This window comes from Streptomyces sp. NPDC101110 (genome assembly GCF_044759525.1).
GTDB lineage: Bacteria > Actinomycetota > Actinomycetes > Streptomycetales > Streptomycetaceae > Streptomyces.
This window is the reverse complement of record NZ_JBIVZM010000012.1, coordinates 55,287-67,886: the sequence shown is the minus strand read 5'-3', so window position 1 is coordinate 67,886 and position 12,600 is coordinate 55,287. Positions and strand designations below refer to the sequence as shown.

Genomic DNA, 12,600 nt, shown 5'->3' with positions numbered 1-12,600 from the left:
GCGTATGCCTCAGCGGGCCGAACCGGGCAGCAGCGTTTCGGCCGGGAACAGCCCCAGCCGGTGCGCCACTGCCGCCGCCTCGCCCCGCCCGGAGACGCCGAGCTTGCCGAGGATGTTGGAGACGTGCACGCTCGCGGTCTTGGGGGAGATGAACAGCTCCTCCGCGATGCGGCGGTTGGTGTGGCCCGCGGCGACCAGGCGCAGGACGTCCCGTTCCCGGGTGGTGAGGCGGAGCGCGTCCGCGGGGTCGGCCGACGCGGGGCCGGGTCCCGTGACGGGGGCGAGCGGGAGGCGGGCGCGCCGGGCGAGCGCGGTGGCGGCGTCGGCGAGCGGCGCGGCACCGAGGTGGCGGGCGACGGAGTGGGCGAGCCGGAGGAGTTCCGTGGCGCGGTCGCGCTCGTCGTCGCCGGAGCCCGTCAGCAGCGACTCGGCCAGGCGGTACCGGACACGGGCGAGGTCGTAGGGCCGGCCCAGGGTCTCGAAGGCGGTGACCACGTCCGACCAGGTGTCCGGGGTGCTCCGGCCCTCGGCGCGGTGGAGTTCGGCGCGGACCCACTGCTCGTGCGCGAGCCAGACGGGGACGTGGGTGGTGAGGCGCTTGACGGCACAAAGGATGCCGCCGAGGACCTGCTCGCGGCCCTCGCGGGCGGCGGGCAGGGCCCGGGCGTCGGCCTCGGCGGTGGCCGCCCGGAGCAGCAGCGGCCAGGCGTAGCGCTGGGTGCCGAGCGGGAAGCCGGATTCCAGGGTACGGGCCAGTTCGGCGCGGGCGTCGGCCAGACGGTCCTCGGCGGCCGCGACGGCGATGGTGAGGCAGGAGATCGGCAGATCGTGCTGCGGCATGGGGTCGTGCGGACCGTAGGAGGCGCGGGCCTCGGCGAGGTGGCGGGCGGCCTCGGACACCTGCCCGCGGGCGAGGGCGAGGAAGGCCAGGCTGCCGGCGCCCGACCCGTACGGTGCGGCGGTCTGCCCCTGCCGCTGTGCGCTGACGGCCGCCTCGGCGGCCTCGTCCCAGCGGCCGAGGGAGATGAGCGACTCGGCGAGGTTGCCCCGGACCCAGCCCTCGGCCTCCGTCAGACCCATCCTGGAGGTGAGCCGCAGGCCCTCGCGCAGGATGGTCACGGCCTCCTCGGAGCGTCCGATGCCCTCCAGCGTGGAGGGCAGGTTCACATGGCTGCGGCCGACGACGGCGGCGAGGCCCCGGGCGACCACCTCGTCCCGGACCTCGTACATGTGGGCCAGCCCGGCTTCGGTCTGCCCGGCCTCGACCATGAGGCCGCCGAGGGTGAGCCGCGCGTTGGACTCGATCTCGTCGGCGCCCACCATGCGCGCGTACTCGACGGCCCGCTCGGCGGCCGTCAGGGCCTCGGCGCCGGGCTCGCGCAGCATGGACCAGTGCGCGACCGTGGCCAGTACCTCGGCGTGCACCTCGGACGGCGGCAGACCGCGGACCAGTTCCTGCGCGGTGGCTATCTCCTGCCAGCCGTCGCCCCGGGCGAGCCGCTGCACCAGCCGGGAGCGCTGGATCCAGAACCAGGCGGTGCGCAGCGGGTCGTCCTCGTCCTCCAGCAGGCGCAGCGCCCGCTTGGTGATCTTCAGCGCGCGTTCGCGTTCCCCGCAGAGCCGTCCCGCCACGGCCGCCTCGGCCAGCAGGTCGAGGTGGCGCAGCGCGGTGGTGGCGGGGTCGCAGCCGCAGGGCGGATAGACCTCGGTGTAGTCCACGGGGCGCAGCGTGCCGCGCACGGCCTCGGGAGCGGAGTCCCACAGTTCCATCGCCCGCTCCAGGAGCCGGAGTTGCTCGGAGTAGGCGTGCCGGCGGCGGGCCTCCACGGAGGCTTCGAGGACGGCGGGCAGTGCCTTGGCGGCGTCGTGGGCGTGGTACCAGTAGCTGGCCAGGCGGGTCGCCCGCTGGTCGGCGGGGACCAGGGCCGGGTCGGTCTCCAGGGCTTCGGCGTAGCGGCGGTTGAGGCGGGAGCGTTCGCCGGGGAGCAGGTCGTCGCTGACGGCCTCGCGGACCAGGGAGTGGCGGAAGCGGTAGCCGTCGCCGCCGGGTGCGGGAGCGAGGATGCCGGCGTTCACGGCGGCCCGCAGCGCCTCGATGAGATCGTCCTCGGTGAGCCGGGCGACGGCGGCCAGCAGCCGGTACTCGACGGTGGAGCCGCCCTCGGCGACGAACCGGGCGACCTGCTGGGCGGGCTCCGGGAGCCCCTCGACGCGCACCAGCAGCAGGTCGCGCAGGGAGTCGGTCAGACCGGTCCGGCAGCCCTCGTGGACGGCCACGGCGAGTTCCTCGACGAAGAAGGCGTTGCCGTCGGAGCGCTGGAAGATCGCGTCGACCCGGTCCGGGTCGGGTTCGTGGGCGAGGATCCCGGCCACCTGGCGGCCGACCTCGTCGCGGTTGAAGCGGGCGAGTTCGAGACGGCGGATCGTGCGGAGCCGGTCGAGTTCGGCGAGGAGGGGCCGGAGCGGGTGGCGGCGGTGGATGTCGTCGGAGCGGTAGGTGGCGAGCACGACGAGGCGGCCGGTGCGCAGGGTGCGGACGAGGTAGGTGAGCAGGTGGCGGGTGGAGGCGTCGGCCCAGTGCAGGTCCTCCAGGGCGAGGACGACGGTGTGCTCGGCGGCGACGCGTTCCAGGAGGCGCGCGGTGAGTTCGAAGAGGCGGGCCATGCCGTCCTCGTCGTGCCGTCCGGCCCGTGACTCGCCCAGCTCGGGCAGCAGCCGGGCCAGTTCCTCCTCCTGCCCGGCGGCCGCGGCGGCCAGTTCACCGGGCAGTTCGCGGCGCAGGGCGCGCAGGGCGGTGGAGAAGGGGGCGAAGGGCAGCCCGTCGGCGCCGATCTCCACGCAGCCGCCGAGGGCGACGACCGCCCCTCGGTGGCGGGCGGCGGTGGCGAACTCCTCGACGAGGCGGGTCTTGCCGACCCCGGCCTCACCGCCGATGAGCAGCGCCTGCGGCTCGCCCGCGCAGGCGCGCGCGAGCGCGTCGTGCAGTGTGCCCAACTCCTCGGCACGGCCGACGAAGACGGGACTGACGGACCTGGTCTCCACAGGCCCGAGCATCGCATGCTGCTCCGGCGGCGCGGCACCGGTTTTCCCTCCAACCGCACGGGCAGCGGCCGCCGTTCCCTTACGAACGACGACCGCTGCTCCCCGGACGACCACGGCGGCGGCCGGAGCCGCCTGGGTGTTCACGCCGTCCGGGCGGACCGGAGCTTGCGGAAGCGGCGGCTATGGCTCTCGTGCTCGGCGGAGTCCTGGTCCGCTTCGTGACGGGCCGCGCGGCGGGCCCGGGCGGCCTCGCGGACCAGACGCTCGTGGTCGGCCCGGCGGATGAGGTCGGAGGTGCGCAGCTGCTGGAGCTCGTACTCGTACATGGTGTGTCCTTCGAGGAGAGGCCGGTCGCGGAGTGTTTCTCCGCGATGACCTCACTCTCGTCTCCCAGGCGGGGCCGCCACATCGGGAGAGTTCCGCATCTTCGGCGATGGGAGGGGCCTTAGATGCGGCTGAGGGGCCTCAGGGGCTCCGTAAGGTGCTCACGGAACCGCCTAAGACCCCTCGGGACCTGCGGGCTCTCAGCTCGCGGACGGCAGTCCGAGCAGGATGCCGGTGTACTTGAGGACGGCCAGGAACAGGCCGATGACGCCGAGCGCGACTCCCGCCCAGGCGACGGACTTGATCCAGGGGGCCTGGATCCTGCCCGGCGTGCCGAACGCGGGCCGGGCGAGCGTCACGACGCCCACGACGAGCGCGATCAGCGCGAACAGGCCGCCCCACAGGGCGGTGGTCTGCCAGGCGTCGCCGTAGACCGCCTGGATCTGCTGGGCCACACCCGCGTTCTGCGCGGTCTCCAGCTGGCCGACCAGGTTCTGGCGCGCGGCGGCGACGGTGCCGATCCAGCTGCCGGTGAGCGAGACGACGCCCAGCGCCGCGGAGACCACGGCCGCGGCGCCCTGGCCCACGCCGGAGGGGCTCTGCTCCTTGGCCGGCACGTCTGCGTCGTCCGCAGCGGCCGGGACGTCGGGCCGGGGCGCCTCGTCGGACTCGGTGGTGTCCACCGCCTTCTCGTCGGTCGTGGCCTTGGTGGCCTCGGTCTCGTCCACTGCGTTCGTTGCCATGTCTCGCACCGTAGGGTCGCTGTCTGAGAAGTCTCTTAATGATCGTTGTGAGCCGCACGCGCGCGTGCGGCCCGCCACTCGGGCGCCAGCACCGACCAGACTTCGAGATCGTGCCGTACGCCACCATAGGGGTGGGCCTCGCGGCGCACACCGTCGCGGGTCATCCCGAGCCGCCGGGCCACGTTCAGGCTCGGCTGGTTGCCCGAGGCTGCGACCCACTCCACACGGTGGATGCCGCGCTCCTCGACAGCCCAGTCGATCAGCAGCCGCATCGCGCGGGTGACCAGCCCCCGGCCCGTTCCCGCGGGCTCCAGCCAGCAGCCGACCTCGCAGTTCCCGCTCGCCGCGTCGAAGTTCAGCAAGAGCACCCCGCCCACCAGGGTCCCCTCCAGCCACAGGCCGTGCAGGGACCCCGTGTCGGCGGCGCGCATGTCGGCGTAGCGCTGGAGCTTCGCCCGGGCCGAGAGCAGGTCCGTCTCGGTCGTCCCGAACGGGATGTAGCGCCCGATGAACTCCCGCCCCCGCTCCAGGTGCGCCAGGAACTCGTCGGCGTGCCAGGGCTCCAGGGGCTTCAGCTCGGCGTCGTCACCCAGGGATATCGCGTACATCCCGCTGCCGCTCCTCCTCCGCCAGGACGTCCGCCACCTCGGCGTCCGTCGCGGCGGCCAGCCTCTCATGGGCGGCGCGGCTCTCGGGCGGCTCGATGCTGATGCGCGGCATGCTCTTGTCCAGCCAGCGGGGCAGCCACCAGTTGGCGCCGCCCAGCAGGTGCATCAGGGCCGGGACGAGGAGCGTGCGCAGGACGAAGGCGTCCAGGGCGACCGCGGCGGCCAGGGCGATGCCGAACATGGCGATCACCCGGTCGCCGCTGAGCACGAAGGCCAGGAAGACGGAGATCATGATGACGGCCGCCGAGTTGATCACCCGGCTGGTCTCGGCGAGGCCGACCCGCACCGCCCGCCGGTTGTCGCCGGTCTCCAGCCACTCCTCGTACATCCGGCTGACCAGGAAGACCTGGTAGTCCATGGAGAGGCCGAAGAGCACGGACACCATGATCACGGGCAGGAAGGGTTCTATGGGCCCCGCGCTGCCGAGGCCGAGCAGTTCGCTGCCCCAGCCCCACTGGAAGATCGCGACCACGACTCCGAAGGCGGAGGCCACGGCGGCGACGTTCATCGCGGCGGCCTTGAGCGGTATGCCGAGGGACCGGAAGGCGAGCAGGAGCAGCAGACAGCCCAGACCGATGACGGCCCCGACGAAGACCGGCAGCTTGGAGACGATGACGTCGGCGAAGTCGTCGTAGCCGGCCGTCATGCCGCCCACCTGCACATCGAGCGCGGTGCCCGACTCGGCGCGCGGCAGCACCTCCTCGCGCAGCCGGTCGACGAGGTCACTGGTCTGCTTCGACTGCGGGGAGGACTCCGGTACGACGGTCAGGTACGCGGTGTGGCCGCCGGAGTCGAACGTCACCGGGGTCACCGAGGCCACGCCGTCGGTGGCGCGGAGGGTGCCGTCGAGATTGTCCAGGGCGAGCTTGTCGTCGGCGCCGTCGACCTTCGTGACGAGGGTGAGCGGGCCGTTCACGCCGGGGCCGAAGCCGTCGGCGAGCAGGTCGTAGGCCTGGCGGGTGGTGGCCGTCTTCGGGCCGTTGCCCTGGTCGGAGGTGCCCAGGTGCAGCGAGAGGGTGGGCAGCGCGAGGACGGCCATGACGACCAGGGCGACCGCGCCGAGCACCTTGGGGTGGCGCTCCACGAAGGCCGACCAGCGCGCCGCGAAGCCGGTGGGGACCTCGGGTTCGGGGCCGTGCTCCGCGAGGCGGCGGCGCTCGCGGCGGCTGAGCGCGTGCATGCCGATGAACGACAGCAGCGCGGGCAGCAGCGTCACGGAGGCGGCGACGGTGAGGATCACGGTGAGGCTGGCCGCGACGGCGACGCCGTTGAGGAAGCTCAACCGCAGGATCAGCATGCCCAGCAGGGCGATGCAAACGGTGGCACCTGCGAAGACGACCGCCCGTCCGGTGGTCGCGACGGCGTTCGTTGCGGCCTCGGCGACGGACAGCCCGCGTTTCAGCCCGCGCCGGTGTCTGGTGACGATGAACAGCGCGTAGTCGATGCCGACACCGAGTCCGACGAGCATGCCCAGCATGGGGGCGAAGTCGGCGACGGTCATGGCGTGCCCGAGCAGCACGATCCCCGCGTAGGCGGTGCCGACGCCGACCAGGGCGGTGGCGATGGGCAGCAGGGACGCGGCGAGCGAGCCGAAGGCGAGGAACAGCACCACCGCGGCGACGATCACGCCGACGATCTCGGCGACATGCCCTCCGGAGGACTCGGTGAGCGCGACGGCGCTGCCGCCCAGCTCCACCTGGAGCCCGCCGGTCTCGGCGCTCTTCGCGGTGTCGACGACGGCCTGAGCCTCGCCCTCGGCGATGTCCTCGGCCTGGTGGTGGAAGGTGACCGAGGCGTACGCGGTCCGGCCGTCCGCGCTGATGCGGCCGGTGCCGGGCCCGTCGTAGGGGCTGGTCACCGAGGCCACACCGGGGAGGTTCTCGATGCGGTCCAGGGTGCGGGTCATCGTCTGCTCGACGTCGGCGGCCCGGACGCTGCCGGACGTGGTGTGCCAGACGACGGTGTCGCTGTCCCCGCCGAGCCGCGGGAAGCCCTCGTGCAGCAGTTCCGTGGCGCGGCCCGACTCGGTGCCGGGGACCTGGTAGTCGTTCGAGTACGTGGTGCCGGCGACGGCGGCGCCGGCGGCGACCCCCGCGAAAGCGAGGAGCCACAGCAGGACGCTGAGCAGACGGCGCTGGACACACCAGCGTGCGAGGGCTGCCACGGAACGTGCTCCCGGAGTTGCCTTGTGTGGATCTTTGGCCGGGAACAGTCGTGCATGAACTGAACTTCCAGCAAAGAACGCATGAGCAATGCGCTGCCACTCTTACAAACGAAAGAGATCAATTGTCGGTTTCGTGGGCTTATTCACAGCGGCCGGGCTCAGTCGAACTGGTCCCCCAGCGCCATCACCATCACGCCCGCGACCAGCAGCCACAGCGCCCGCCGGGTGCGGCCGCGGGCGCCCAGCACGGCGGCGGCAGCGCACACGGCGGCCCCGCCGGCGTAGGCGGCCGGGACGAGCGCCGGCGCGGGGCGGGCGAGGCGGAGCACGGCCGCGGCGAGTCCCGCGAGGGTCAGTGCGGCACCGGTGGCGGCCGCCGTCCAGCGGGCGCGGCGCGCGGCTCCCTCGTCCTGCGCCGGGTCACCGGCCTCGTCCTCCCCGGCGGCCGCCTCCGAGTGCGCTATCTCGGGCTCGCTGTCGGAATCAGGGCGTCCACTCATGGCCGTGACGGTAGCGCGCCCGGCGGGGAAAACCGGGTGCGGGGCCGGGCGGCCTGCTGTTAGCGTCCGCTGGTCCGAGGAATGCCCGCGGCATCCCGCCGCCCGGCCGAAGCAGGTGCATTGTTTGACGGTCCGACCGAGCTCCTACGCATCCCCTTTCTTCCTCAAGGACTCAAGGAGCCCGTCCACCGATGTCGGACATCACTTCCCGGACCTCGAACGCCCCCCTCACTGACCGTGTGAGCCACCCCGGCTGCCCCCGCAGCAACGGCTACGACGCCCGCTGGACCGTCGACAACCAGATGGGCCCGCACGCGCTGTGGCTGCTGGAGTGGCTGGCCCCCGCCCTGGGGCTCGACACCCTGCGCCCCGGCTCCCGCGTGCTCGACCTCGGCTGCGGCCGCGCCATGACGTCGGTCTTCCTCGCCAGGGAGTACGACGCCCAGGTCACGGCCGCCGACCTGTGGATCAAGCCCGACGAGAACGCCGGGCGCATCGCCGATGCGGGCGTCGCCGACCGCGTCCTGCCCGTGCTGGCCGAGGCGCACGACCTGCCGTTCGGCGAGAACAGCTTCGACACGATCGTCTCGATCGACGCCTACCAGTACTTCGGCACGAACGACCTGTACCTGCCCTCTCTGACCCGGCTGCTGAAGCCCGGCGGGCGGATCGGCGTCGTCGTGCCGGCGCTGCGCGAGGAGATCGACGGCGTCGAGCCGCCGGAGCACCTCAAGCCCTACTGGGAGCCCGACTTCTGGTGCTTCCACTCGGCCGCCTGGTGGCGGCGCCACTGGACCCGCAGCGGGGCCGTGGAGGTCGAGACCGCGGACTGGCTGGAGGACGGCTGGCGGGACTGGCTGCGCTGGTGCGAGGTCGTGGCCGACGAGAGCACGGACGAGTGGCACGTCCGGATGGCCGGACAGTGCGCCGAGATGCTGCGCCTCGACCGGGGCCGGACGCTGGGCTTCGTCCGGGTCGTGGGCCGTCGCCTCTGAGTGCATGACGAGGGGGGACGCACCGGGTGCGGTGCGTCCCCCCTCGCCGGGTTCGCGGGAGGTCAGCCCTCGCTGACGCCCAGCTTCTGAAGGATCAGTTCCTTCACACGGGCCGCGTCGGCCTGGCCTCGCGTGGCCTTCATGACCGCGCCGACCAGCGCACCGGCCGCGGCCACCTTGCCGCCGCGGATCTTGTCCGCGACGCCCGGGTTGCCGGCGATGGCCTCCTCGACGGCGGTGGTGAGGGCGCCCTCGTCGGAGACGACCTTCAGACCGCGCTTGTCGACGACCTCGTCCGGGGTGCCCTCGCCCGCGAGGACGCCCTCGATGACCTGCCGGGCCAGCTTGTCGTTCAGGTCGCCCTTCGCGACGAGCTCGGTGACCCGGGCGACCTGCGCCGGAGTGATCGCCAGCTCGTCGAGCGCCTTGCCCGACTCGTTGGCGCTGCGCGCCAGCTCGCCCATCCACCACTTGCGGGCGGACGCGGCGTCGGCCCCGGCGTCGATCGTGGCGACGATCGGCTCCAGCGCACCGGCGTTGAGGATCGCCTGCATGTCGGTGGCCGAGACGCCCCACTCCTCGCGGAGCCGGTTGCGGCGGACCAGCGGCAGCTCGGGCAGCGCGGCCCGGATCTCCTCGACCCACGCACGGGAGGGGGCCACCGGGACGAGGTCGGGCTCCGGGAAGTACCGGTAGTCCTCGGCCTCCTCCTTCACCCGGCCCGAGGTCGTCGACCCCGTGTCCTCGTGGAAGTGCCGGGTCTCCTGGATGATCGTGCCGCCCGAGGAGAGCACCGCCGCGTGCCGCTGGATCTCGAAGCGGGCCGCGCGCTCCACGGACCGCAGCGAGTTGACGTTCTTCGTCTCCGAACGGGTGCCGAACTTCTCGGTGCCGTTGGGGCGCAGCGACAGGTTCACGTCGCAGCGCATCTGGCCCATCTCCATCCGGGCCTCGGAGACGCCGAGCGCCTTGATGACCTCGCGCAGCTCACGGACATAGGCCCGCGCGACCTCGGGGGCACGCTCGCCCGCGCCCTCGATCGGCTTGGTGACGATCTCGATGAGCGGGATGCCGGCGCGGTTGTAGTCCAGCAGCGAGTGGGACGCGCCGTGGATACGGCCGGTGGCGCCGCCGACGTGTGTCGACTTGCCGGTGTCCTCCTCCATGTGGGCGCGCTCGATCTCCACGCGGAAGGTCTCGCCGTCCTCCAGCTGCACGTCGAGGTAGCCGTTGAAGGCGATCGGCTCGTCGTACTGGGAGGTCTGGAAGTTCTTCGGCATGTCCGGATAGAAGTAGTTCTTCCGGGCGAAGCGGCACCACTCGGCGATCTCGCAGTTCAGCGCGAGGCCGATCTTGATGGCGGACTCGACGCCGGTCGCGTTGACGACCGGGAGCGCGCCGGGCATGCCGAGGCAGACCGGGCAGGTCTGTGTGTTGGCGTCCTGACCGAGGGCGGTCGAACAGCCGCAGAACATCTTGGTCTTGGTGCCGAGTTCGACATGGACCTCGAGGCCCATGACGGGGTCGTACGACGCGAGTGCTTCCTCGTACGACACCAGGTCGGTCGTGGTGGTCACGGTGAGTACTTCCCTCTCAGCCCAGCAGGACGTCGTCGTCGCCCAGCCGCTTCAGCTCGCGGTAGAGAATGGCCAGGTTGGTGACGACGGCGGCGCCGGTCACGACGGCGTCGAGCAGCCGCAGCGTGTCGTTGTCTCCGCGGGCCTTCTTGATCTGCTTGTAGACACCGACGGCGCCGAACGCCGACGTGGCCATCGAGACGTACAGACCGGACTTGGACTTCTTGAAGCCCTTGGCCTTGGACAGTGCGCTCACAGCGACGGAGCCTCCTCGATCAGCGGGTGGCCCCACTTTTCCACGAAGGCGGCCTCGACGGCTGCTCCCACCTTGTACAGGCGGTCGTCCTTCATGACGGGGGCGATGATCTGCAGGCCGACCGGGAGGTTGTCCTCCGGGGCGAGACCGCACGGCAGCGACATGGCCGCGTTGCCCGCCAGGTTGGTCGGGATGGTGCACAGGTCGGCGAGGTACATCGCCATCGGGTCGTCGGCGCGCTCGCCGATCGCGAAGGCGGTGGTGGGGGTCGTCGGGGAGACGATCACGTCGACCTGCTCGAACGCCTTGTCGAAGTCCCGCTTGATGAGCGTGCGGACCTTCTGGGCGCTGCCGTAGTAGGCGTCGTAGTAGCCGCTCGACAGGGCGTAGGTGCCGAGCATGATGCGCCGCTTGACCTCGGGTCCGAAGCCCGCCTCACGGGTGAGGGAGGTGACCTCCTCGGCGGAGTGCGTGCCGTCGTCGCCGGTCCGCATGCCGTAGCGCAGGCCGTCGAAGCGGGCGAGGTTGGAGGAGCATTCGGAGGGCGCGATCAGGTAGTACGCCGACAGCGCCAGGTCGAAGGACGGGCAGTCCAGCTCGACGATCTCGGCGCCCAGTTCCTTGAGCAGCGCGACGGACTCGTCGAACCGCTGGATGACGCCGGCCTGGTAGCCCTCGCCGCGGAACTGCTTGACGACGCCGACACGCATGCCCTCGACGCTGCCGTTGCGGGCGGCCTCGACGACCGCCGGGACGGGCTCGTCGATGGAGGTGGAGTCCATCGGGTCGTGCCCGGCGATCACCTCGTGCAGCAGGGCCGCGTCCAGGACCGTGCGGGCGCAGGGGCCGCCCTGGTCGAGGGAGGAGGAGAAGGCGACCATGCCGTACCGGGAGACCGCGCCGTAGGTCGGCTTCACGCCGACCGTGCCGGTGACGGCGGCCGGCTGGCGGATGGAACCGCCGGTGTCGGTGCCGATGGCGAGCGGCGCCTGGAAGGAGGCCAGCGCGGCGGAGGAACCGCCGCCGGAGCCGCCGGGGATCTTGGTGAGGTCCCAGGGGTTGCCGGTCGGGCCGTAGGCGCTGTTCTCGGTGGAGGACCCCATGGCGAACTCGTCCATGTTGGTCTTGCCGAGGATCACGACGTCGGCGGCCTTCAGGCGCTGGGTGACGGTCGCGTCGTACGGCGGGATCCAGCCCTCGAGGATCTTCGAACCGACGGTCGTGGGCACGCCCTCGGTGGTGAAGATGTCCTTCAGCGCCAGGGGCACGCCGGCCAGCGGGCCGAGCTTCTCGCCGCGCTCGCGCTTGGCGTCCACGGCACGGGCCTGGGCGAGGGCGCCCTCGCGGTCGACGTGCAGGAAGGCGTGCACCTTCTCGTCGACGGCCTCGATGCGGGCCAGGTGGGCCTCGGTGACCTGCACGGCCGTGAGTTCCCCGGAGGCGATCTTCGCGGCCGTCTCGGCGGCCGTGAGCTTGATGATGTCCGTCATGGCTGTTAGTCCTCCCCCAGGATCTGCGGCACCTTGAAACGCTGCTGCTCCTGGGCCGGGGCGCCGGAGAGCGCCTGCTCGGGGGTGAGCGACGGACGGACCTCGTCCACGCGCATGACGTTCGTCAGCGGGAGCGGGTGCGAGGTCGGCGGTACGTCTTGGTCGGCGACCTCGCTGACGCGGGCGACCGCGCCGATGATGTCGTCCAGCTGTCCCGCGAAGTGTTCGAGCTCTTCGGGCTTCAGCTCCAGACGCGCCAGCCGGGCGAGGTGGGCGACCTCCTCGCGCGTGATGCCAGGCATGCAGCGATCCTCTGGGGTGAGTGAATGTGGTTTGGCCCAATCCTATGGGGCGCGGGGCCGTGCCCGTGAAACGGTTTCGCCCCGGAGGCGCCCGGGAGGCGCTCAGACCGCGAAGAGCAGGCCGGCGCTGATCAGGACGACGACCGCGGTGGCGAAGTGGATACCGAAGGCCACCGCCTTCGCACCGCCGTGACGCAGCACGATCAGGGTGTCGCCGAGCGGTACGAGTGCCACGGCGAGCATGAACCAGGCCTCCGCCCCGGCTCCCGCGAAGGCGAGCAGAACCAGACCCACCAGCCCGAGGGTGCCGTCCCGCAGACCCTTGATCGTCAGGTAGGCACCGGCGTCGCCGCCGGGGTCGGCCGGCACGCCGTAGCCGGCGGCCGCGGGGGCGGGCTGGAAGAGGAACCGGTAGCCGAGGAACAGGCAGAACAGGTTGAGCACGACGGCCAGGGTGTGTGCGGCGACGGTCATGACCTTCTCCGGTTGCTGATTTTCTAGCGCTGCTAGGGACAGGAGCGAAGCTAGCAGAGCACCGG

12 protein-coding genes are annotated in these 12,600 nt (G+C 72.1%); 1 reads left to right on the top strand and 11 read right to left on the bottom strand.

The window, feature by feature from the left end; all coding sequences use genetic code 11:
* Window positions 1–9: 9 nt before the first annotated feature.
* The 6 genes from ACIQU3_RS26155 to ACIQU3_RS26130 form a co-directional block, all read right to left on the bottom strand.
* Window positions 10–3,054: an ATP-binding protein gene (locus ACIQU3_RS26155; RefSeq protein WP_403928021.1), complete on the bottom strand. Its 3,045-nt coding sequence runs from the start codon at window positions 3,052–3,054 to the stop codon at window positions 10–12.
* Between the two features lie 128 nt (window positions 3,055–3,182).
* On the bottom strand, window positions 3,183–3,368 hold the full coding sequence (locus tag ACIQU3_RS26150) for a hypothetical protein (RefSeq protein ID WP_403928018.1): 186 nt from the start codon (window positions 3,366–3,368) through the stop codon (window positions 3,183–3,185).
* A 198-nt stretch (window positions 3,369–3,566) separates the two neighbouring features.
* The gene (locus tag ACIQU3_RS26145; protein WP_403928016.1) at window positions 3,567–4,109 is read right to left on the bottom strand and encodes a hypothetical protein; all 543 of its coding nucleotides are present in this window, start codon (window positions 4,107–4,109) and stop codon (window positions 3,567–3,569) included.
* 35 nt (window positions 4,110–4,144) lie between these two features.
* Window positions 4,145–4,717, bottom strand: coding sequence for a GNAT family N-acetyltransferase (locus ACIQU3_RS26140; protein ID WP_403928015.1), 573 nt, complete (start codon window positions 4,715–4,717; stop codon window positions 4,145–4,147).
* On the bottom strand, window positions 4,695–6,941 hold the full coding sequence (locus ACIQU3_RS26135) for an MMPL family transporter (protein WP_403928013.1): 2,247 nt from the start codon (window positions 6,939–6,941) through the stop codon (window positions 4,695–4,697). The genes ACIQU3_RS26140 and ACIQU3_RS26135 overlap by 23 nt, the downstream gene beginning before the upstream one ends.
* Before the next feature lie 158 nt (window positions 6,942–7,099).
* Window positions 7,100–7,441, bottom strand: a complete 342-nt coding sequence (locus ACIQU3_RS26130) for a hypothetical protein (protein ID WP_403736928.1) — start codon at window positions 7,439–7,441, stop codon at window positions 7,100–7,102.
* Between the two features lie 191 nt (window positions 7,442–7,632).
* Here ACIQU3_RS26130 and ACIQU3_RS26125 point away from each other — a divergent pair, with 191 nt between their 5' ends.
* On the top strand, window positions 7,633–8,436 hold the full coding sequence (locus ACIQU3_RS26125) for an SAM-dependent methyltransferase (RefSeq protein ID WP_403736931.1): 804 nt from the start codon (window positions 7,633–7,635) through the stop codon (window positions 8,434–8,436).
* A gap of 62 nt (window positions 8,437–8,498) precedes the next feature.
* Here the strand turns inward: ACIQU3_RS26125 and gatB are convergent, their stop codons facing one another.
* From gatB to ACIQU3_RS26100, 5 genes are all read right to left on the bottom strand, one after another.
* Window positions 8,499–10,013: an Asp-tRNA(Asn)/Glu-tRNA(Gln) amidotransferase subunit GatB gene (gatB, locus tag ACIQU3_RS26120; RefSeq protein ID WP_403736934.1), complete on the bottom strand. Its 1,515-nt coding sequence runs from the start codon at window positions 10,011–10,013 to the stop codon at window positions 8,499–8,501.
* A gap of 16 nt (window positions 10,014–10,029) precedes the next feature.
* A complete protein-coding gene (locus tag ACIQU3_RS26115) occupies window positions 10,030–10,269 on the bottom strand; it encodes a hypothetical protein (RefSeq protein ID WP_019329755.1) in 240 nt (79 codons plus the stop codon).
* Window positions 10,266–11,759, bottom strand: coding sequence for an Asp-tRNA(Asn)/Glu-tRNA(Gln) amidotransferase subunit GatA (gene gatA, locus ACIQU3_RS26110; RefSeq protein ID WP_403736937.1), 1,494 nt, complete (start codon window positions 11,757–11,759; stop codon window positions 10,266–10,268). Before gatA ends, ACIQU3_RS26115 begins: the two co-directional genes overlap by 4 nt.
* Window positions 11,760–11,764: 5 nt before the next feature.
* Window positions 11,765–12,061 (bottom strand): Asp-tRNA(Asn)/Glu-tRNA(Gln) amidotransferase subunit GatC, encoded by a 297-nt coding sequence (gatC, locus tag ACIQU3_RS26105; protein ID WP_031485327.1) that lies wholly within the window; start codon window positions 12,059–12,061, stop codon window positions 11,765–11,767.
* Window positions 12,062–12,163: 102 nt separating this feature from the next.
* Window positions 12,164–12,535, bottom strand: coding sequence for a DUF4267 domain-containing protein (locus ACIQU3_RS26100; protein ID WP_403736941.1), 372 nt, complete (start codon window positions 12,533–12,535; stop codon window positions 12,164–12,166).
* Between the last annotated feature and the right edge of the window lie 65 nt (window positions 12,536–12,600).

Excerpts from the sequence above, each read along its gene's own strand:
- ACIQU3_RS26155 (WP_403928021.1), bottom strand. The coding sequence starts at position 3,054 with ATGCTCGGGCCTGTGGAGACCAGGTCCGTCAGTCCCGTCTTCGTCGGC.
- ACIQU3_RS26150 (WP_403928018.1), bottom strand. The coding sequence starts at position 3,368 with ATGTACGAGTACGAGCTCCAGCAGCTGCGCACCTCCGACCTCATCCGC.
- ACIQU3_RS26145 (WP_403928016.1), bottom strand. The coding sequence starts at position 4,109 with ATGGCAACGAACGCAGTGGACGAGACCGAGGCCACCAAGGCCACGACC.
- ACIQU3_RS26140 (WP_403928015.1), bottom strand. The coding sequence starts at position 4,717 with ATGTACGCGATATCCCTGGGTGACGACGCCGAGCTGAAGCCCCTGGAG.
- ACIQU3_RS26130 (WP_403736928.1), bottom strand. The coding sequence starts at position 7,441 with ATGAGTGGACGCCCTGATTCCGACAGCGAGCCCGAGATAGCGCACTCG.
- ACIQU3_RS26125 (WP_403736931.1), top strand. The coding sequence starts at position 7,633 with ATGTCGGACATCACTTCCCGGACCTCGAACGCCCCCCTCACTGACCGT.
- gatA (WP_403736937.1), bottom strand. The coding sequence starts at position 11,759 with ATGACGGACATCATCAAGCTCACGGCCGCCGAGACGGCCGCGAAGATC.
- gatC (WP_031485327.1), bottom strand. The coding sequence starts at position 12,061 with ATGCCTGGCATCACGCGCGAGGAGGTCGCCCACCTCGCCCGGCTGGCG.
- ACIQU3_RS26100 (WP_403736941.1), bottom strand. The coding sequence starts at position 12,535 with ATGACCGTCGCCGCACACACCCTGGCCGTCGTGCTCAACCTGTTCTGC.